Origin of the sequence: Halioxenophilus sp. WMMB6 (assembly GCF_033283405.1) — a bacterium.
Lineage (GTDB): Bacteria > Pseudomonadota > Gammaproteobacteria > Pseudomonadales > Cellvibrionaceae > Halioxenophilus.
Map to the genome: position 1 here is coordinate 296887 of NZ_JAWMQR010000001.1, position 20901 is coordinate 317787.

Annotated in this window: 12 protein-coding genes and 2 tRNA genes; 11 read left to right on the forward strand and 3 right to left on the reverse strand. The window is 54.3% G+C overall.

Annotated elements, in window-relative coordinates; all coding sequences use genetic code 11:
- Positions 1 to 17: 17 nt before the first annotated feature.
- The 4 genes from secD (at position 18) to SBL51_RS01235 (ending at position 7213) form a co-directional block, all read left to right on the forward strand.
- A complete protein-coding gene (secD, locus tag SBL51_RS01220) occupies positions 18 to 1895 on the forward strand; it encodes a protein translocase subunit SecD (protein WP_317928645.1) in 1878 nt (625 codons plus the stop codon).
- Between the two features lie 21 nt (positions 1896 to 1916).
- Positions 1917 to 2882, forward strand: a complete 966-nt coding sequence (gene secF / locus SBL51_RS01225; protein WP_317928646.1) for a protein translocase subunit SecF — start codon at positions 1917 to 1919, stop codon at positions 2880 to 2882.
- A gap of 163 nt (positions 2883 to 3045) precedes the next feature.
- Positions 3046 to 5076, forward strand: a complete 2031-nt coding sequence (locus SBL51_RS01230; RefSeq protein ID WP_317928647.1) for a PAS domain-containing protein — start codon at positions 3046 to 3048, stop codon at positions 5074 to 5076.
- Between the two features lie 16 nt (positions 5077 to 5092).
- Complete coding sequence (locus SBL51_RS01235; protein ID WP_317928648.1) at positions 5093 to 7213, forward strand: PAS domain-containing protein; 2121 nt, start codon at positions 5093 to 5095, stop codon at positions 7211 to 7213.
- Here the strand turns inward: SBL51_RS01235 and SBL51_RS01240 are convergent.
- Together SBL51_RS01240 and SBL51_RS01245 are read right to left on the reverse strand one after the other, a co-directional pair.
- The gene (locus SBL51_RS01240; protein ID WP_317928649.1) at positions 7199 to 8356 is read right to left on the reverse strand and encodes a PQQ-dependent sugar dehydrogenase; all 1158 of its coding nucleotides are present in this window, start codon (positions 8354 to 8356) and stop codon (positions 7199 to 7201) included. The genes SBL51_RS01235 and SBL51_RS01240 overlap by 15 nt on opposite strands.
- Entirely contained in the window at positions 8349 to 9152 is an 804-nt protein-coding gene (locus SBL51_RS01245) for an inositol monophosphatase family protein (RefSeq protein WP_317928650.1), read from the reverse strand. Before SBL51_RS01245 ends, SBL51_RS01240 begins: the two co-directional genes overlap by 8 nt.
- A gap of 203 nt (positions 9153 to 9355) precedes the next feature.
- Between SBL51_RS01245 and trmJ the strand changes: the two genes are divergently transcribed.
- From trmJ to SBL51_RS01265, 4 genes are all read left to right on the forward strand, one after another.
- Positions 9356 to 10183, forward strand: coding sequence for a tRNA (cytosine(32)/uridine(32)-2'-O)-methyltransferase TrmJ (gene trmJ, locus SBL51_RS01250; protein ID WP_317928651.1), 828 nt, complete (start codon positions 9356 to 9358; stop codon positions 10181 to 10183).
- A 166-nt stretch (positions 10184 to 10349) separates the two neighbouring features.
- Positions 10350 to 10426: transfer RNA gene (locus SBL51_RS01255), tRNA-Arg, on the forward strand.
- A 562-nt stretch (positions 10427 to 10988) separates the two neighbouring features.
- Positions 10989 to 11849: a rhombotarget lipoprotein gene (gene rhlP / locus SBL51_RS01260; protein WP_317928652.1), complete on the forward strand. Its 861-nt coding sequence runs from the start codon at positions 10989 to 10991 to the stop codon at positions 11847 to 11849.
- A 262-nt stretch (positions 11850 to 12111) separates the two neighbouring features.
- On the forward strand, positions 12112 to 15009 hold the full coding sequence (locus SBL51_RS01265; protein WP_317928653.1) for a response regulator: 2898 nt from the start codon (positions 12112 to 12114) through the stop codon (positions 15007 to 15009).
- A gap of 11 nt (positions 15010 to 15020) precedes the next feature.
- Here SBL51_RS01265 and SBL51_RS01270 read toward each other — a convergent pair whose 3' ends face one another.
- The gene (locus SBL51_RS01270) at positions 15021 to 16976 is read right to left on the reverse strand and encodes a VacB/RNase II family 3'-5' exoribonuclease (protein WP_317928654.1); all 1956 of its coding nucleotides are present in this window, start codon (positions 16974 to 16976) and stop codon (positions 15021 to 15023) included.
- A 240-nt stretch (positions 16977 to 17216) separates the two neighbouring features.
- Here SBL51_RS01270 and gltX point away from each other — a divergent pair, with 240 nt between their 5' ends.
- The 3 genes from gltX (at position 17217) to SBL51_RS01285 (ending at position 19638) form a co-directional block, all read left to right on the forward strand.
- Positions 17217 to 18728 (forward strand): glutamate--tRNA ligase, encoded by a 1512-nt coding sequence (gene gltX / locus SBL51_RS01275; protein ID WP_317928655.1) that lies wholly within the window; start codon positions 17217 to 17219, stop codon positions 18726 to 18728.
- Positions 18729 to 18880: 152 nt separating this feature from the next.
- Positions 18881 to 19309, forward strand: a complete 429-nt coding sequence (locus SBL51_RS01280) for a hypothetical protein (RefSeq protein WP_317928656.1) — start codon at positions 18881 to 18883, stop codon at positions 19307 to 19309.
- A gap of 253 nt (positions 19310 to 19562) precedes the next feature.
- Positions 19563 to 19638 (forward strand) — tRNA-Ala (locus SBL51_RS01285).
- The last annotated feature ends 1263 nt before the right edge of the window (positions 19639 to 20901 follow it).

Consider the following 20901-nt stretch of genomic DNA (forward strand, 5'->3'; position numbering starts at 1 on the left):
ACCTGATGGAACCCTCAATGCTTAATCGTTATCCGCTTTGGAAATACCTGCTGATCCTTTTTATTCTTGGTATCGCAGCCATCTACGCCGCCCCCAACCTCTACGAACCCGACCCAGCCATTCAGATTACCGGCCAATCCAGCGCCATGGTGATCGACGGCGGTATTCTGAAGATCGCTACCGATGCCCTGGAGGAGTCCGATATCACCCATTTTGGTGATGTCGCCACGGGCAATGGCCCGGCCTTGATCCGCTTTGGCTCCCTGGCCGACCAGAGCAAGGCCAAAAAGGTGGTGCAGCGGGCCTTGGGTGAGAACTACGTGGTGGCGCTCAGCCAGGCTTCCAATACTCCTGCCTGGTTAGAGGATATAGGCGCGGGCCCGATGAAACTTGGCCTGGACCTGAGCGGTGGTGTGCACTTTCTGATGGAGGTCGATACTCCCAGTGCCATTGCCAAGCGTTTGGAGGGGATAACCGACGACCTGAAAAGCCAGTGGCGGGAAGATCGTATCCGCTATGAAGGGCGGGTCACCATCAGTGACACCAATGTCGTGGAGGCGAAGTTTCCCGACGCCGAAGAGCTGAGCAAGGCCGCCGATGTGGTGCGCAAAGCCTACCCGGAGCTGCTCCGGGAAGACGAAAAACGGGACGATGGTTACTACTATCTGCAGCTCAACATGAGCGAGGCCACCATCGCCGAGATTGAAGATTATGCCGTAGCGCAAAACCTGGCGACCCTGCGCAATCGGGTGGATGAGCTGGGTGTGAGTGAACCCCTGGTGCAGCGCCAGGGTCGCAACCGCATTGTGGTGGAGCTGCCCGGAGTGCAGGACACCGCCGAAGCGAAACGGATTATCGGTAAAACCGCTAACCTGGAGTTCCGTCTGGAGGCCGACAACAATGCCACCGCTTCCGAGCGCGAGCAGTTCAACTACCGCTCCGAGGCTGATCAGCGCCGTGGCCCGGCCTACCTGGAGCGCAAGGTTATTATGGGTGGCGACAACGTCACCGATGCCCGAGTTGGTTTTGACCCGCAGTCGGGCCTGCCCCAGGTCAATATCACCCTCGACGGCGACGGCGGCGAGAAGATCAACCATGCCACCCGCTATAATATCGGCCGGCGCATGGGGGTCCTGTTTATTGAGTACCGCACCGTTACCAATCGCACCATCGACGAGAACGGTGTCGAGCAGTTGAGCTACAGCCAGAAGGTGGATCGTAAAATTATCAGCCTGGCCACCATTCAGGCGGCACTGGGCAAGCAGTTCCGCATCACCGGCCTGGATAGCCCGGCCGAGGCCACGGAGTTGGCGCTGCTGCTGCGCTCCGGCGCCCTGGCGGCACCCATGTATTTTGTTCAGGAGAGCACCATCGGGCCATCGCTCGGTGCTGAGAATATTCACTTGGGGATGGTTTCCGTGCAGCTGGGTTTGGGGTTGGTGCTGCTCTTTATGCTGTTTTACTACCGGGTCTTTGGTTTGGCAGCCAACGTTGCCTTGGCGGTCAATATGCTGCTGATTGTGGCGATTATGTCGATTGTGGGGGCTACATTAACGTTACCTGGTATCGCCGGTATCGTGTTGACGGTGGGTATGGCAGTGGACGCCAACGTGCTGATCTTTTCGCGTATACGTGAGGAGCTGAAAAACGGGGCGCCGGTGCAGTCGGCCATTCACGCCGGTTTTGAACGGGCTTTTACCACCATTCTTGATGCCAACCTCACCACCTTGATTGTGGCGGTGATTCTGTACGGCATTGGCACCGGGCCGGTGAAAGGTTTCGCCGTTACCCTGGCCATCGGTATTCTCACCTCCATGTTCAGCGCCATTATGGTGACCCGCGCCATTGTCAACCTGATGTACGGTGGTCGACGCGTGGAAAAACTTTGGATTTAATCGGCAGGCGAGTCAAACATTATGTCAGAAACTAATTTAGCGGCTCCCAGCCACCTGAAAATTATCCCCTTCATGAAGTTCCGTAAGCTGGCCATGGCCTTTTCGCTGTTGCTGGTACTGGGGTCGATTGTCTCTTTGGCCGTGAATGGCCTGCAATTCGGCCTCGACTTCACCGGGGGTACTCAAATCCAGCTGCAGTACCCAAAGCCGGCCAACCTGGAGACGGTGCGCAGTCAGCTGGCCAAGGCCGGTTTTGACAGCGCCGAGGTGGTCTACTTCGGCCAGGAGACCGAAGTTAAAGTGGTGATGCAGGAGATGGAAGATAGCCGTGGCAAAGCGCCGGGTGAACCCACTCTCACCGACCGCGTGGTGTCGGCACTGTCGGTCGATGGCGACCAGGTAACCTTGAAATCGAGCGCGTTTGTCGGGCCGCAGGTGGGTGAAGAGCTGCGTGACCTGGGTGGCCTGGGCATGGTGGTGGCGCTGTTGGTGGTGATGGGCTACGTTGCCTTCCGCTTCCAGTACAAGTTCTCCATCGGGGCGGTGACTGCCTTGATTCACGATGTGATTATTGTGTTGGGAGTCTTCTCCATCTTCCATTTGGATTTCGATCTGAATGAACTGGCGGCGGTGCTGGCGGTGATCGGTTACTCTTTGAACGACACCATTGTGGTCGCCGACCGTATTCGTGAAAACTTCCGTAAAATCCGCCAAACCTCGGCGCTGGAGATTGTCGATATCTCTCTGACCGAGACCCTCGGGCGGACGATTGTTACCTCCTTAACCACCTTGCTGGTGTTGGTTGCGCTCTTTTTTGTTGGCGGTGAGATTATTCACGGCTTCTCCATTGCGTTGATCGTCGGCATTGTGATTGGCACCTACTCCTCCATCTATGTGGCTGCCAATATACTGTTGATGCTGGAGATCAGCCCGCAGGATCTGATTGAGCCGGTGAAAGAGGGGGCCGACCTGGACGAGCTGCCTTAAGGCACTTGTTCTCCGCCAACTCGCCGGCTGCGTTGCCTATGGCTGTGTATCCGTAGGCGACCGGTAGTTGCGCTTTTGTCGGCCCGGCCCTTGCTATAACTTGCAATAAAAAGAGCTTAATGGGTAAGCTCAGCCATTCAGGTAACAAAAGGGCAGAGCAAACTTGGCCAACCACAGTCTATCGCAGGCGCTGCAATGGTTGCAGGATTTGCAATTAACGGACGAGCAACTGCTCACGGTTAAACGCTATCGCAGCCTGATGGGTATTCGCGGCTTTGCCTCCTGGCGATGGAACTACCGCGACCAGGGCTTTCGTATGCAGGGCCAGCTCTGCCTGGATGCCGGTTACGGGGTTGATGAGATCGATGGTCTCAGCTCCACCTCCCAGGTTCGCAATCTCTTCCACCCCGACGACCTCGACCGCAGCGTGGCAATTATCCGCCACCACACCGCGCACAAAACCCCTTTCCATTTTAGTTTTCGTCTGCTTAAAAAAAGTGGCGGTTATCTGTGGGTAACGGCCATGGCCAACTCCATTCGCAGCAAAAAAGGGTTGATCACCGATATCGTCGGCGTCGCATTTGATGCATCGCAGCTGCAGATCACCCAGGAGGCGTTGCGTACCGCTGAGCTGCGTTTGCAGCGCATTATGAATGCCTCCAACGATGGTATCTGGGAGTGGAACGCCTCCACCAATAGCTTCGACTGCTCCGACCGGGTTTTACACGCACTCGGGTTTCACTCCTTTGAAGAGCTCGCTCAGGATGAGGAGCACCCGCTCAAAGGTTGGACCCGTCGTATTCATGCCGAAGATTACCCCGCCTTCAAAGAGGCGCTGAATCGCTCATTAAAACAGCAGCTACCGTTTGATTATTCATACCGAATTGCCGACAGGCACGGCCTATACCGCTGGGTACGTACCCGAAGTTTTGGTATTTACAACAGCGACGGCAAGCCGTTGGTGGTTTCCGGGACCAATATCGATATTACCGAAATCAAGCAGGCTCAGGAGCGGTTGGCGAGGGCTCGGGATGAGGCTGAGAGCGCAAATATTTCCAAGTCCAAATTTTTGTCGGGAATGAGCCAGGAGTTGCGTACCCCCATGAACGCCATTTTGGGTTACGCTCAGCTGTTTGAATTTGACTCCAACCTAAGCAATGAGCAGTGGGATAATATCCGTGAAATTCGCAAGGCCGGTGAGCACTTAATTCAGTTGATAGACGATGTGCTCGATCTCTCTAAAATTGAGTCGGGCCATATCACGCTTAATATGGAACCGGTGATGGTGGCCGACGTGGTACGTGATTGCATTACTCTGTCGCACCCGCAGGCCAACCAGTATGGTGTAACCATTACGGCCGATTTAGACGATGCCGAGCCACTCTACGCCGAGTGCGACCGGGTGCGATTGAAGCAGGTGCTGCTCAATCTGATCAGTAACGGTATTAAGTACAATCGCGAATCCGGCTGGGTCAACCTCAACCTGTTTGTGCACGATGCCGAGGAGTTGTGTATCAGTGTGGAGGATAACGGCCAGGGCATACCTGAACCCAAACAGCAGGAGTTGTTTCAGCCGTTTAACCGTTTGGGCGCGGAGAAGACCGCCATTGAGGGGACGGGTGTGGGTTTGGTGATTACCAAGCGCCTGGTGGAGATGATGGCTGGCGATATCAGTGTCTACTCCCAGGAGAACGTCGGCAGCTGTTTTGAAATTCATCTGCGCCGCTGTTTTGAATGGAGCTCCCAGGAGGTGCTCTCGCTTGATTCGCTTATCAACGAAAAGCGCAAAATCACCCTGGATATCAGCACACCAAAAACGGTGCTCTATATTGAAGATAATTCGGCCAATGTGCGGCTGATGAACAAACTGTTCCAACACATACGTAACCTGCAGCTGGAGGTCGCCGAAGAGCCGCTGTTGGGGGTATTTAAAGCACGCACGCAGAAGCCAGATTTAATCCTGCTGGATCTAACCCTGGAGAATGTCGAGGGATTCGAAATTTTAGAGATATTAAAAAACGATCCCACCACCGGCCAGATACCCAAATTGGCGTTTACCGGAGGTACTTCGCCACAGGAGACCAGCCGCTACGAGCAGCTCGGGATTATTACCCTGCTCTCCAAACCGATTAATATCGAACAGCTGATTAACGCGTTGCAGATGGTTTTCCAGAATCAGGCTTCGCTGAGTTAAGGTGGGCCTTTAGATTATGAGCGACACCTCCAAAGATAAGAAATCGCCAGCGGCGTCAGGCTCCTTCCCCCGCAATTTATGGCCCTCCTCAGCCCAAATGGCCGCGCGCCTGGGCAGTGTCTCATTTAATGTGGTTGCCGACCCGACCCGAGCCAGCTTCAATAACTCCAAAGATCTGTTGAACATCTCCCTGCAATTCGCCCGCATGCAAAATGTGTGGGGCTTTGGTTATTGGGAGTGGGATCTGGTAACCGGAGAGTTTCGTGTACTGCCGAGCCATCTGTGGCGCTCTATGGGTTATGAACCCAAAGAGGTGTTGGCCATTAAGAGCGTGGAGCAGGCTGTAGCCCTGGTGCACCCGGAAGATCGATTGGCAATCAGTGCGGCTCTGTCCGAGCAGCTGGCTACCGAATCGGCCTACGAATACTCTTTCCGTATTCGCAATAGTCGCGGTAACTATAGCTGGGTGCAGTCGCGCGCGGCTTCGTTGCGCGATGCCAACGATAAAATTATTTTCATCGCCAGTGTTAATTACGATATCACCAACGAAAAATTGGCCGAGCAGGAGCTGCGTGACAATCAGGCGCACTTCGAGCGGATTTTACACTCCTCCAACGACGGCATTTGGGAGTGGAGTTGTAGCGAACAGCGGCTGAGCTTTTCCCAAGGTTGCTGGCGGCTGCTGGGCTTTGAGCTGGACGACGCCGAAGTGGGTAAACGTCGGCACCAGTTGTGGCGGGCACGTATTCATCCGCTTGATCGCCAGGCCTATGACCAGACATTACAAGACCGTATCGCCAATGGTGGCGAGTTTGATATCGAATACCGCATCAAAGATATTGAGGACAATTGGCTCTGGATTCGTACCCGGGGCGATGTTATCTACGATGAAGAGGGTAATGTTGAATACCTGGCCGGTGCCCATATTGATATCACGGCCATTAAACGTGCAGACGAACGTATTATTACCGCCAAGCAGGTGGCCGAGCAGGCAAACCAGACCAAGTCGGAATTCCTCTCCAGTATGAGCCATGAACTGCGCACACCGATGAACGCCATTCTCGGTTTTACCCAGCTGTTTGACTACGCCGGTAACATTACCGATGAGCAGCGGGAAAATATCAACGAAATTAAAAAGGCCGGTAATCAGCTGTTAGAGCTGATCAACGACGTATTGGAGCTCTCCAAAATTGAGGCTGGCAAACTGCAGTTTTCCCTTGAGCCCGTGGCGGTGGGGCCATTAATAGAAGAGGTGTTTAATAACTGCCGGGAGGGTGCCGATGCGTTGAACATCAGCCTCAGCTATGAGCCGCACCATCTGGCCAATGCCACCGTGCGCGCCGATAAACCGAGCCTGCGCCAGGCGATTATCAACCTGATCTGCAACGCGGTGCATTACAACCGCCCGGGTGGCCGGATTATTGTCAGTTTGATGGATACCGCTGAGCATTTTTTGGTGATCTCTGTGCGAGACACCGGCCGTGGCGTAGCCGCTAAAGACGCCAATACCCTGTTTGAACCCTTTGGCAGAAAATCCGCCGAGGGCGGTGAAAATCAGGGCTCGGGCATCGGCTTGGCAATCTGCAAGCGGCTGGTGGAGTTGATGGGTGGCGTGATTGAATTTGATAGCGAAGAGGGGGTGGGCAGCTGCTTTCAAATTCACCTGCCCATGCAGCAGCAGATCGTTGCTGAAAACCCGGCCGCGCGCAAGTTGTTGCCAATGGCAGCGGTGAGCGATTTTAATCCCGACCTTTTTGCCGGTAAAAAACTGCTCTATATCGAAGACAACTCCGCCAATATCCGCCTGCTGGAGCAGTTTTTTAACCACTTCAACGATCTCAATTTCCAGGTGGCCGAGGAGAGTGTGCTGGGCCTCTATAAGGCGCGTAATTTAAAACCCGACCTGATTATTCTGGATATCAATATGCCGGGTATGGATGGTTACGAAGTACTGGCCATTTTGCGCAGCGATGAACAGACAGCCAATATTCCCGTGATCGCGCTTTCTGCCAATGCTACCAATCAGGATATCAAGCGCGCGTTGGAGGTGGGTTTTAGCGATTATCTCACCAAGCCGGTGGACGTAGAGCAGTTGGCTGCGGTGGTCGGTTCGCTGCTGCAGCTACCGGACCAGTAACGCCGAATGCTCGCTAAACCCGGGTAGGCGATAGAGGTTGCCGCTGTCGGTGGCAAATAACAGGTCACCGTTGCGGGCCAGCAGCAGTGAGCGAATCCGCTGTTGCAGTGCCTCTTGCAAGCGAATCTCAGCCACCGCCTCGCCGGCTTCATTAATTTCAACCCAATTAATGTGCTTCAAAGCCAGCGCGCCCAATAACAGACGGGTGGTATTGGCGCGGCCCTGTGGCAGACACAGCAGACTGCCCGGTGCTATCGACGGAATATAGACTTTAACCGGGCCATTAATGCCGGGCAGTTCGGTGCCGTTCCCCACGCTGAAGGGGCCGTAGTACTCCTTGCCAAACGAGACCAGTGGCCAGCCGTAGTTGGCGCCGGGTTGAATCTGGTTGATCTCATCACCACCGCGCGGGCCATGCTCCGCCTCCCACAGCCGGCCCTGTTCATCAAAGCAGAGTCCTTGGGGGTTGCGATGGCCGTAACTCCAGATCTCCGGTTGCGCGTTGGCGGTGGTGCGAAAAGGGTTGTCAGTGGGTACAGTGCCGTCCAGATTGAGCCGCAGAATTTTACCGGCGTGGTTACTTAAATCCTGGGCGTTGGGCCGATGGCCCCGTTCGCCAACGCCGAAAAAGAGCTTATCGTTCCGGATTGCTATACGGCTGCCGAAATGTTTGTGCGTCCGGCTGGCTGGTGTGGTGATCAACAGGTCCTGCCACTGGCTGAGCTGCTGCCCGTGCAATTGAGCTCGCGCCAGGGTGGTGGCGGCACCACCGGCGACCGGTTTGCTGTAGGTGAAGTAGAGCCAGCGTTCGCTGCAGTTGTGGGTTGGGTTGCTGGTATCAATGGCGATATCGAGCAGGCCGCCTTGGCCCCGGGCGTAAACTTCCGGCACGCCGATGATTTCGGTTATCGCACCGCTGTTTAGGTTGACCCTGTACAATTTGCCGGTTCGTTCGGTTACCAGAATGTGGTTATCGTCCCACTGGGCCATGCCCCAGGGAATGCCCAGGTGGCTGGCAATCAGTTGCGGTGTGGGTTCTGTAAGACCTGGGCAGGCAAGCAGGGTGAGCAGTAGAGCAAGCCCCCAAAACCAGACCCAGCGGGTAGGGGGCTGTAATAGTGGTTGGCTGGGTAGATTAGACAATCTGGTTCATGTGTTTGCCAACCACCTGCAATACGGGCTTAAACACTTTGGGGCTGGCACAAACGATATGGCCGGTTTTCAGGAAGTCGTGGCCACCGCGGAAGTCGCTGATCAGGCCACCCGCCTCTTGAATTAACAACACACCGGCGGCGATATCCCACAGCTTGAGGTTCATCTCCCAAAAAGCATCAAAACGGCCAGCGGCCACGTAGGCCAAATCCAGCGCCGCTGAACCCTGGCGGCGAATGCCGGCGGTTTGGCCGGCCAGCTCTTTCAGTGCCGCTAAGTAGGGGTCGATATGGTCCAGGGCGAAGCCGCTGAAAGGGATACCGGTGCCTATCAGTGCCCCTTCCAACCCTCTGCGATCGCTAACGCGAATGCGACGCTCGTTGAGCATGGCGCCCTTGCCACGGCTGGCGGTGAACTCTTCGCGTTTTACGGGATCGAGCACCACACCATGCTGCACCTGGCCCTTGTAGAGGCAGGCGATGGAGATGGAGAAGTGAGGAATGCCGTGGATAAAGTTGGTGGTGCCATCCAGTGGGTCGATCACCCACTGGTAGTCGGGGTTGGTGCCGGGTAGTTCGCCGCTCTCTTCACCTAAGATGCTGTGGTCCGGATAGGCCTTGCGCAGGTGGTAGATGATCTCTTTTTCACTGGCTCTATCCACCTCGGTAACAAAGTCATTGCGGCCTTTGGGCTCGATATTGATCAGATCTACGCGCTCCAGGGCACGTTCAATCTTCTCGGCGGCCTTGCGGGCGGCGCGTAAGGCGATGTTCAGCATGGGTTCCATGGCTTTTCCTTCGGTGGCTCGGGCAGTGCGAGCGGGGTGGAGTAAAAGGCGTGAATTTTAACAGGCGCCCAAGCTGCTGTTAACTTTAATTCGCTTTCCCGCTGGCGGTTGCCACGATCGACGGTTGTCACCCGGTGGGATGTTGGTAAACTGCGCGGCTGCCGGTTGGCAGCCCACATTCACTAAGCAATGGCAATAGCAGCATGAGTACGGTTAAACCCAATAACGACCCGCAAAACTTCCATCGGGTACGCATTGTTCTGGTCAATACCACCCACCCAGGCAATATTGGTGGTGCCGCTCGGGCTATGAAAAACATGGGGCTGTCGCAGTTGTACCTGGTTGCCCCCAAGCGTTTTCCCGACCCGGAAGCCCTGTGGCGTGCGGCTGGCGGTGAGGATGTGCTGGAAGGGGCCATTGTGGTGGAGACCCTTGATGAAGCCATCGCCGACTGCAAACTGGTGGTCGGTACCAGTGCCCGCGAGCGACGTATTCCCTGGCCCTTGTTGACCCCTAAGGAGTGCGGCGACCGCGCTTTTGCCGAGAGTGCTGAACACCCGGTCGCTATCGTCTTTGGCCGGGAAGATCGTGGCTTGACCAACGAGGAGCTTCACAAGTGCAACTACCATGTGCATATACCGGCCAATCCGGCCTACAGTGCGCTCAATTTGGCCACTGCGGTACAGGTGCTCTGTTACGAATTTCGTATGTCCGCCCTGGCGGCAGAGCAGGGGGGGACGGTTCACTTCGACGATTGGGATATGCCGCCGGCGGATCAGAAGTCGGTGGAGTCCTATTTTGAGCACCTGCAGCGTACCCTGGAGCGGCTCGACTTTCTTGAGCCAGGCAATCCCCGCCAAACAATGACTCGCCTGCGCAGACTCTACGGCCGCATCCGCCTGGACGATATGGAGCTCAACATTATGCGCGGAATGTTGACCGCCATGAACAACTATATCTACCACACTGATAACAAGCTGGCCGACCTGCAAGCCCAGCTGGCGCAGCAATCCCAAGACAAAGAGTCGTAAGTTATTGGATTTAGTTGTTTTTAGTTGGCAGTGCTGGTATCTTTTGCGCCCTCAGAGAAGGCACTGAAAGTGCGCTCACCCAGGGTGAGAATGAGGCGCCAAAAGCGTCGTGCCGCCTTGGTAGCACTAGAACAATAGACAATTCGAAACGAGCACACAGAATTACGCACCCGTAGCTCAGCTGGATAGAGTAGGTGGCTTCGAACCACTTGGTCGGGGGTTCGAATCCCTCCGGGTGTGCCAAATAAAAAACCCTCGCCATCGGCGGGGGTTTTTTATTTGGCACACCTGAGTGCGGCAGAAGAACCCCCCGGTTCGACAAAGTTGCCTGGAGCAACTTTGCACGAGCGCAGCGAGCCCGAAGGGCGAGGCACAGGGATGTGCCTCGTAATCCCCCTTGTTCCGACGAAGTGCCAAGCTTGTTTATTTCGCCTGCTCATGACTGGTCTGTAAGTAATTTCATTCTATTGGAGAGAGGCAAGCAACCCTCCCTGGTGGCTGGGTCCGGCCGCCACATCCTTGTGTCGGCGTAAATGTCTGCAAAAGCAGCGCTTTTACTGGCGTTGCCACCGTTATTAGGTTCTATTGTCTGTTGTCGGTTACCCGGTTCCCACACGGCATAAATTTCTAAAAAAGAGAGCCGGCTTCTATAAGTCGCTCTACCCGTGTTCACTCTCTTAGTTATCGTCTGTGCTTGTTTCCAATTGGCTGCGTTTGTAATTGCCGATGGTTTGACTTGAGTGTTATAACAGCACCGTTTTAACCGCTCTAATAACAACTAAAAGCGATTCGCCTGGGGGGAGTTATGTCTTTTCAAAAATTATTAATTGCAGTGGCTGTCTGTTCAATGTTGTTGTCTGGCTGTACCGGAATGCAAACCCGGGCCAAGAGCAGCGTGGTGGACTATCTCTACCCGGAGGGGTTGAACTCTGCTGTCGAGCCGAGTGTGCCTGTGCTGACCTTGCCAGTTGCGGTAGGTATTGCTTTTGTGCCGGAGCAGGGCCCACACACCCGCAGCGGTATTAATTGGGTTGGTCAATACAACAGCAATGAATTAACGGAAAAGGATAAAACCGATCTGCTCAACCGGGTCGCCGACCATTTCAAAAGCTTGGAATTTGTCTCGCACATCGAAATTATTCCAACAGCCTATCTGCGCGCGGAAGGGAGCTTCGCTAACCTTGAGCAGATTAAAAGTATGTTCGGTGTCGATGTGGTGGCGCTGGTCTCTTACGACCAAATCCAGTTTACCGATGAAGGTTTTCTCTCGCTCTCCTACTGGACTTTGGTGGGGGCTTATATGGTTTCCGGCGAGCGCAACGATACCAATACGCTGATGGATACCGCTGTTTACGATATCGCCAGCCGCAAACTACTGTTCCGGGCGCCGGGGGTTAGCAATGTGAAAGGTCGCTCTACACCGGTTAACCTGAGTGAGGAGTTGCGGGTAGACAGTAAAAACGGTTTTGAAATGGCCACCGACGATATGATTGTCAATTTGGATTCGCAGCTGCAGAACTTCAGAGATAAGGTGAAAGAGTCACCAGAGCAGTACCAGGTTGTGCATTCTGCCAATTATTCCGGCGGTGGTGCGGTTTCCTGGTTGGAGTTATTGCTATTGAGCCTGGTTATGGTGCATTACCGTTGGTTTCGACGCTCTCGATAAAGGATTATTACCTATGAATTGATGCCCCCAATTTTAGCGGGGCGCATTCTTCAAGGCGCCGGGGCGCGAATTTGTAGCGCGCCCCGGCGTCTTTCAACAGTAAACTCAGACGGCGGGCTCTTCTTTTGTCTGCCAAAACAGAGTGTCTCTAGCGGCTGCCCTCAACCGTAACCTCCGACCCCAAACCACTACCGTAACACTGGCGCAACGTTTAGTTTTAACCTTGGCTATACTAAGCAGATGTTACTGCCCTCTGCTCATCATGCCTGCACTTGACTCCTTTCCCGGCCTCAGCCGCAAACTTATCTTCCTGCCTTTTTTCGGTATTGGCCTATTGGCCTTGCTGGTTATTGGGGCACTGATCTACGCCATTGATGATCGCAACAACAGTGCCGCTCTGGAAGAACAGCAACGGCAGGTGCTGGCCGAGGCAACACTGTTACGCTCCCGTATCGAGGCTGCTATTAACCAGGATATTCAAACGGTATTGGGGCTGGTGGCCTATATAAAAGAGTTTCCTAATTTAACCCAGGCTGAGTTTGAACGCTTCGCCCGCCACTTGCTTACCAGTGATAGTGCGCTACGCAACGTGGGCGCAGCGCCGGATATGGTGATTCGATTGGTCTATCCTCTGGAGGGCAACGAATCGGCCCTGGGTTTGGACTACATGGCCAACGATAAGCAGCGGGCGGCAGCGGAATTTGCCCGGGATAGCGGCGCCTTAGTGATAGCCGGCCCGCTTACCCTTAATCAGGGGGGGCAGGCGTTGGTTGGTCGTATTCCCGTGTTTATCGATACCGAGCAGGGGCAACAGCAGTTTTGGGGGTTGGTCTCTGTGGTGATTGATCTGGATGTTTTTTATCGTCGCGCGGGCATCACGGATGCCTCCAGTGCGTACGTGTACGCATTGCGCGGCAAGGATGCGCAGGGTAGCCAGGGCGAGCTCTTCTTTGGTGAACCAAGGCTGTTTGACGAAGAGCCTATTTTGCTCGATATCAACCTACCTTACGGCAGCTGGCAGATGGCCGTTGCGCCGGCTAAGGGGTGGCTGGAGTATGCTGCCAACGCCACAAAATTGCGGTTGACGGCGGCAACTTTAGGCCTCTTCTTATGGGGATTGGTGATTTACACCCTCTACCTGTTAGCCCGACGGATCGACAAAGATGCCAGTTTAAGTAGCCTGTTTAATTCCGCGCCCATTGGCGTGGCGTTGGTCGATCAGAAAAACCAGTCAATTCTTCAGGTGAACTCCCGGCTGGCCCACCTGTTGGGTGGTGAACCCGCCAACTGGTTGGGTAGGTCGATCTCTGAGATATTCGAAGCGGATGAGTGGCCGGCTGAGTGGACTACCGCCAGCCTTGACTACGTAACGCAGATTAAAACCCGGCTCAATAACTGCGGAGCGCTGACGGTATTGGTTCGCTTTGCCCAGGTGCATGAATTGATGGGGGATCAATGCTGGGTTTTGATCGAGGATATTTCCGAACAGGAACGCTACCAATTATCGCTGCTGGAAATTAATACACAATTGAGCGAGAAAAAGGCTGAAGCCGAGCGCATGGCAGACGCCAAGGGGCAGTTTCTGGCCAATATGAGCCACGAGATTCGCACGCCGATGAACGGCGTAATGGGCATGCTGGAGTTGTTGGAACAGACCGCGTTAAACAACAAGCAGGACAAGCAGGTAAAACTCGCCAAAGCCAGTGCCAGCCACCTACTTTTACTCATTAACGATATACTGGATCTCTCCAAATTAGAGGCCGGTAAACTCCATATCGAGTGTATCGATTTTAATGTGGTTGATCTGCTTGTTGATTTGGCCAAGCAGCACTCCATTACCAGCCAGCAAAAGCATTTGCGCCTATTGCTGGATTTAACGGAAATAGCCACGCCCATCATTAATGGCGACCCTGGCCGACTTTCACAGATCGTACATAACCTGGTAAGTAACGCGCTTAAATTTACCGAATCCGGTTATGTGCTAATTAAATTTTCCCTGGTTGCCATACCCCTCGAAAATAGAGCCGGCCATACACCTCACTGGCTGTTGCAAGGCTGGGTCAAGGACACCGGTATTGGTATAGAAGCAGAAAAAATAGCGGTTATTGCGCAACCCTTCACCCAGGCTGATGCCTCAACCACTCGCAAATATGGCGGCACAGGTTTGGGACTGGCCATAACACAACAACTGTGTGAACTGATGCAGGGCGAGTTACTGATCGACAGCCAGGTGGGTGCCGGCTCCGAATTTGCCATCCAATTACCAACCACCGCAGCCGTTGCCAGTGAACCCTTACTGAATGATCAGTTGCGTAGCAGCCGAGTAGTGGTTTTTGCCCGGGGTGAGATTGCCTGCGATCTTCTAAAGAGACAACTCCACCGCTGGTGCCAGCAGGTTTTGGTAACCAGCGATCTGCAGCAACTATTAAAGGTGGCGGAGCAGGGCTTAATACAGTGTTTGGTGGTGGATGTTAGCATTCCACGTGACGAGCGCGTTGAGCTGCTGCGGTTTTTGCGAGAGCGTGAGTTGCCGATTGGGGTGGTTAATTTAATTCAACCCTTGGTGGACGAGCCGCTCGCCGACGACGGGCCGGCTAACAGCATCGTTAGTTTGGCGGACCCGTTTCACCCGCTGGAGCTGTTTGATAGCCTGTGCCAGGTATTGCAACATCCGCCGTTGTCGGCAGACGCACCCACTCCAGTTAGCGACCTGGCTGCAAACAGCGATCTTAGCAACGCAAACAGTGTTGCCTCTGCGCAGGACTATTTTCATGTGCTGTTGGTTGAGGATAACCCGATCAACCAGGATTTAATTTCAATGTTGGTTGAGGAGTTTAATTTGCCATTAACCCTGGATGTGGTGGATAACGGGCAGATGGCACTTGTGCAGTTGCAGGCCAATGCTGAACGCTACCAACTGATATTGATGGATTGCCAAATGCCGGTGATGGATGGCTACGATGCCAGCCGCAACATCCGTGACGGCATCGTCGGAGACGGTTATCGGGAAATTCCGATTGTGGCGTTAACGGCCAATGCTATGAAAGGCGATAGAGAGAAGTGCCTGGCTGCAGGTATGTCGGATTACCTGAGCAAACCCGTCGACTACCAGGCGCTGCTGGCCAAACTGGACGAATACCTGTTCGATACCAGCGCCTGAGTGAAAGCCGGCTATTCGCCGGCTACGAGTTCGGCAAGTACCTGGCGTCTATCTTCGTCGATGCCGGTAATGGCGACGGTGACACTCTCATCGAGCAGGAAGGTTTTGCCATCCAAGGTGAGTGTCAGGCGATCTGGATTAAAGTCGATGGCTTGCGCTTTGTTTTTACGGTCGCGCAGTTGCACATAGGTATCTACGCCGTTGTCATCCAAGCGCACGCCTATGCCCTGGCTGTTAACCATGGCCACCCGGCCAGTGAAGGTTTGACCAATAAAAGCCTGCATATATTGGCTGAGTAACCACAGCTCCAACTGGCGACAGGCGCTGCGGCTGGTGCTGTTTTGCTCGCGTAGTGCCTGCAGGCTGGCCTCGTCAATAGCCGCTACCGGCTCGCCACCCAATGACTGCTTTAACAGCAGGTGGTTGTAGAGATCGTTAAAGCGGCGAATCGGAGAGGTGATATTGGCATAGACGGGGAAGCCAAGGCCGAGATGGGGCTTCGGCTCGGTGCTGAGTTCACTGGGGCGCAGCTGCCGTTTCAGTACAGCCAGCAAGCTGGCTTTGGCCGGGTCACCCTGCAGTTGTTGGATCAGTTGCTGATAACAGTCTAGCTCGCTGACATCCCCGCTGAACTCACCCAAATCTTCGCCCAGTAACTTTTGTACCTGCGCAAGACGGTCGCTTTTAAAACCCAAATGGCTGGAGAAGAGCGCCGGTAATTTATGCTCGGCAAAGTAGTGGCCGGCACTTAAATTGGCCGCCAACATCGCCTCTTCCACCAGGCGCTGTGCACTGTTGCGCTCGTATTTGACGATTGTCTCGATTTTACCCTGCTCGTTTACCCGGAAGTCGTAATCGGGGCGCTCCTCCATAACCAGCGCGTTTTGTTCGCGGTAGTTGAAGCGGGCCACGGCGATGGCGTTGAGTGCCGTCAGTGAGGCAGTAATGGTCTCATCCATTGCTGGTTCGACAGTGCCCTTGTCGAGAAACTCACTCACGGCTTCATAGGTAAGTTTGGCTTTTGAGCTAATAGTGGCCAGCTGAAATTGGCAGTTATTGATTGCACCATCGGGCTGAATGTCGAGGGTGGCAACAATGGTTGGCCGGGCCTCTCCCATAATTAACGAATAGCTGTGATGGGAGAGTTGATCGGGGATCATGGTGGCGCTGTTGCCCGGTAGGTAGACCGTTTGCCCACGTAGCATCGCCTCTTTACCCAGGCTGCTCTGTAAGGCAATACCGGCGCTTGGGTCGGCGATGGCCACTGTCAGTTGCCAACCGTTTTCGGTCGCCTGGCCAAAGACGGCGTCGTCCATATCGAGAGTGGTGGCGGCATCAATGGTAACCAGGGGCAGAGCGGTGAGATCCACTCGCGGTAGCTGATCGCTATCCAAAGCCTGTGGATTGCTGGCGACAGATTCCGCCTCTTTCAGTTGTTCGTCGCTCCAGCCGTCACGCAGTTGAAACTTACTGATGGTGTAGCGGCGCTCAATTTGTTTGTCGCTGCGGGCACCGATGGTCTCCAGTACCTTGGCCTGGCCTTTGCCGTCGCCAAATGGGTGACGGGTAATTTTGCAGCGGATGAAATCGGTATCTTTGGCTTGGCCGCGCTGCTTGGGTGGCAGAAAAATCCAGCGGCTGAGCATGGGCACATCGGGTACCGCAAAGTGACCTTTGCCACGCTCGAGATAGTAACCAACAAACTCTTTCAACTCTGAGGAGAGCAGTTTTTCCAGGGTTGCCTCCCACTGCTCCTTGGCGTTCTGGCTGACGCTGACCTCAACACGATCGCCAGGAAAGACGCGTTGCATCTGCTCCGGGTCGAGAAATGCTTCTCGGCCATCATCCAAGATGACGAAGCCAAAGCGGCCTTTGCTACCTCGAACCGTACCCTCGGCATAATCCTTACTGGCGCGGATGGTCTGTTTTAATTGGGAGAGTTGATTTAGGGCATCGGAATTGAGCATGTCGAGGGATATCTTCGTGTCTGATCGGGGGTGGCAAAAATTGGGGCGAATGATAGCAAAAACCTTGGCGCTTTGAAGGGAAAAAGCCAGCTTCTTAGCACTATTGTGCTGGCTTTCTATCCGCAACGATGGTGAGTGCGTATAATCGCTGCCCTAAAGCTGAAAGGCTGCCTCTGCCTGCAGGCATCGGCCTGTAATAGCTTGCTTCGATTTAGCCTGAGTTAAGGATTTATTGCATCAATGACTGTTCGCACCCGAATCGCCCCTTCTCCGACCGGCGATCCCCACGTTGGTACTGCTTATATAGCGTTATTTAATCTCTGTTTTGCCCGACAACATGGTGGGCAATTCCTGCTGCGTATCGAGGATACCGACCAGGTGCGCTCCAACAAGGAGTCCGAACAGGCCATCTTCGACAGTCTACGCTGGCTGGGGCTGGAGTGGGACGAGGGCCCGGATGTTGGTGGCCCACACGGCCCATACCGGCAGAGTGAGCGCAAAGAGATTTATCAGCAATACGCCCAGCAGCTGCTCGACTCCGGTCACGCTTTCTACTGCTACCGCACCCCCGAGGAGCTGGACGAACTGCGCGAGGCGCGCCGTGCAGCGGGCGGCTTCAGTGCCTTAAAACCTAGCGAGTTGCGCCTGCCCGAAGACGAGGTGGAGCGCCGCAAGGCGGCCGGTATGCCCTATGTGGTGCGCATGGTGGTGCCTGAGGGTACCGGCCCATGTCCCATCGAAGACATGCTACGCGGCACGGTAGAGTTGGATTGGGGGCAGGTGGATGCTCAGGTACTGTTGAAATCCGACGGCTTGCCCACCTACCATCTGGCCAATGTGGTGGATGATCATCTGATGCAGATCACCCACGTGCTGCGCGGGGAAGAGTGGCTCAACTCGGCGCCCAAGCACAAATTGCTCTATGAATACTTTGGTTGGGAGATGCCCACACTCTGCCATCTGCCGCTGCTGCGCAACCCGGATAAATCCAAACTCAGTAAACGCAAAAACCCCACCAGCATCTGGTACTACCAGCGCATGGGCTTCCTGCCAGAGGCGATGCTCAACTATCTTGGGCGTATGGGTTGGTCTATGCCGGACGAGCGTGAGAAGTTCAGCCTGGCCGAGATGATGGCCGCCTTCGACATCAACCGGGTCTCTCTGGGTGGGCCGATCTTTGATATCGATAAGCTCAATTGGCTGAACGGCCTCTGGATTCGCGAGGAGTTGAGCCTCGATGCCCTGGCCGATCGTCTGCAGGCCTGGGCGCTCAACCGCGACAACCTACTGGCGGTGTTGCCGCATGCCCAAACCCGTATGAACACCCTCAGCGATTTTATCCCGTTGACCGGGTTTCTTGCGGCGGGCAACCTGCCCTTGACCGAAACCAGCTTTGCCGAGGCCAAACTGGAGGCCGAGGAGCTTAAGCGGGTGCTGCAGTTTGCCCTGTGGCGGGTGGAGACCTTGCACCCCTGGACGCGGGATAATCTGTTCGCCACGTTGAAAACGCTGTCTGAAGAGATGGGGTTAAAGCTGAAGGATTTCCTGGCGCCGCTGTTTATCGCCATTGCCGGCACAACGGCCTCTTTTTCGGTGTTTGATTCCATGGTTTTACTGGGGCCGGATATGTCCAGAGCCAGGCTGCGTAACGGCCTGCACCTGGTGGCCGGCGAATTGGGCAAGAAACAACTCAAAAAGCTGGAAAAGGAGTATGCGGCCTTAACCGCGCCTGCCGCCAGCAACCAAGCTTAACAGCAAGGGGAGGGGTTGCCTCAAAAACGTGAGGCAACTCTCTTTCTTGCATCTCCCGCCATGATTTCCCAGCAACTACCTTCGCATTTGCTATCTTTCATTAACCAGCCCGCGACTTAGCTTGGGTTGGGGTTAGTTACTGGGAGGTCATCTTGTCTGCACAATCGTTATTTAAGTCATTGGCTAAATTATTGGTATTCCTACGCACCGGTGCCGTGATTGTTGCCGCCTTAACCTGTGGTTCTGTCCATGCGTTAGGGCTGGGAGACCTACAATCAGAGCCTCAGTTGGGGAAGCAATTTAGTGGACGGGTAGAGGTTGTTGGTTACGAAGGGTCGTTGGAGAGCCTTCGAGTCCGCCGGCTCTATGGTGATGACGCCAAGAAGCTAGGTTATAAGCTACTCACCAACCACTTTCCGCTTACTGTAGAGTTGCAAGAGGAGAACGGCCGGGCTTTCGTAGTGCTCAACTCCAAGCAGTCGTTAAAAGAGCCCTATGTCGAGCTGCTACTGGAGATCTACTGGGATGGCGGTAGTGTGGTTCGTCAGTATGTGTTACTGGCCGGTGAGCCCACGCATTAATCATTGGCCGGGCAAATTCGGCAGCGATGGCCGCCGGTCGCCGGTTGAGCAATCTATAACCAGGAATTCATTAAAGAAAACAAAGGCTTAAAGATTCTCAATAAGTGTTGACACTGCTCCAACCCATGATACAATGCGCCCCGCTTTGGACGACACGGTAATGGAATCCAAAGCCAAGCGACTGGATTTCGCCCAGAAAAGAGTCGTGCTCAAAGCCTTGTTAACAGAAGGTGAATAGAGCAAAACAGTTTAAGGGGCCTTAGCTCAGCTGGGAGAGCGCAACACTGGCAGTGTTGAGGTCAGCGGTTCGATCCCGCTAGGCTCCACCAATTTAAATAAAAAGGCCGTGCCGAAAGGTACGGCCTTTTTATTTAACTAGTTGCTTAAGTGGGAGCGAGTTTAGGCTCACGGTTCACTAAGAAACGCTGGGAGCGTTTCAGAACGCCCGTAAGGGCGGACCCGAAGGGGAGAGCGCCATGGATGGCGCGAATAATCCCGCTAGGCTCCACCAAACACAAAACCCTCGCACACTGTGCGGGGGTTTTTTGTTTGGGCGAACAGAGTGAGCCAACCGCTGTGAGCGGTTAAGCCAATGGCAGGACCATTGGTTGGGGGTAGCCTGCAGGGTGCCGGGCCCCACACATTCGCGATAGTTTATAACCAGATCGCCATGAGGTATCCAGCCCTGGATGCCGGCAAATCCCTACGATTGCGGATGCAGCATTAGGCAAAGGGGAGGGCCCCTCAACATCCCTCTGTGCCTCCTTTAGAGAGCCTATCCTGTAGGTATGCATTCAGTACTGCGGCCTTTAGGAACTGTGGCAGGAATCCTCGCCAAGTCGGCTTCAATCCGGGTGTACTGAGCTACGGTTAAATAGATCTGGTCGATATACATTGGAGGTAAGATAACGACCCCCAGGTTGTGAGCTTCTTTCCCTCGGCTAATGTACGGCAAGCCTCTATGGGGGTTATTAATATCTTTGACGACGGCTTTGCTATTGTTTTTGCTACTTAAGTTTTAACTGGTATTGGTCAATACGTTGATTGCATCCAGTAGTCGTTTGAATGGCAAGAGTAGGGCTCGGGTCGAAGGGGTTTCGTATATCATGATAATCAGGGGGGGATTTAGCTTATTTATTCTTGCTGTAACTCTCCTTGCATGAATTTCTATACGTCTACAAGGCATTGGCTGGTGCCTGGGGCAGAGAGCGCGGTCAGTGATGTGTTTGTGTACCGTTGGTTTAATATCAGGCGCATGATGAAAACTGGTTTTTGGCCTGTGGCCTGGTGGTTGATGGGAGCTAGAAAATCTGGGGGCTCGTTAACGGCACTACAAATTGTGCGCGCATTCGTTGAACACATCGGGGATTTCTATTTCGGCCCCAATACCTATACAGCCAGGGCTACAGTATCAGTATGGCTTGAATGAAAATAGGCCTGGCAGGTTGGTTCTTTCTAACCTGTCCCGTGTAGATTTACGCGCCAGCTTCACTGCCAGAGGCCGAGACGGTTAGGGGGGATATGGCTTTGCTTGCTCTACCTGGCGACCCTCAATTATACATACACTCAATTTTTATCTTTTTGTGCTGGGT

Excerpts from the sequence above, each read along its gene's own strand:
- trmJ (WP_317928651.1), top strand. The coding sequence starts at position 9,356 with ATGAGTACGGTTAAACCCAATAACGACCCGCAAAACTTCCATCGGGTA.
- SBL51_RS01235 (WP_317928648.1), top strand. The coding sequence starts at position 5,093 with ATGAGCGACACCTCCAAAGATAAGAAATCGCCAGCGGCGTCAGGCTCC.
- SBL51_RS01270 (WP_317928654.1), bottom strand. The coding sequence starts at position 16,976 with ATGCTCAATTCCGATGCCCTAAATCAACTCTCCCAATTAAAACAGACC.
- SBL51_RS01265 (WP_317928653.1), top strand. The coding sequence starts at position 12,112 with ATGCCTGCACTTGACTCCTTTCCCGGCCTCAGCCGCAAACTTATCTTC.
- SBL51_RS01245 (WP_317928650.1), bottom strand. The coding sequence starts at position 9,152 with ATGGAACCCATGCTGAACATCGCCTTACGCGCCGCCCGCAAGGCCGCC.
- secD (WP_317928645.1), top strand. The coding sequence starts at position 18 with ATGCTTAATCGTTATCCGCTTTGGAAATACCTGCTGATCCTTTTTATT.
- secF (WP_317928646.1), top strand. The coding sequence starts at position 1,917 with ATGTCAGAAACTAATTTAGCGGCTCCCAGCCACCTGAAAATTATCCCC.
- gltX (WP_317928655.1), top strand. The coding sequence starts at position 17,217 with ATGACTGTTCGCACCCGAATCGCCCCTTCTCCGACCGGCGATCCCCAC.
- rhlP (WP_317928652.1), top strand. The coding sequence starts at position 10,989 with ATGTCTTTTCAAAAATTATTAATTGCAGTGGCTGTCTGTTCAATGTTG.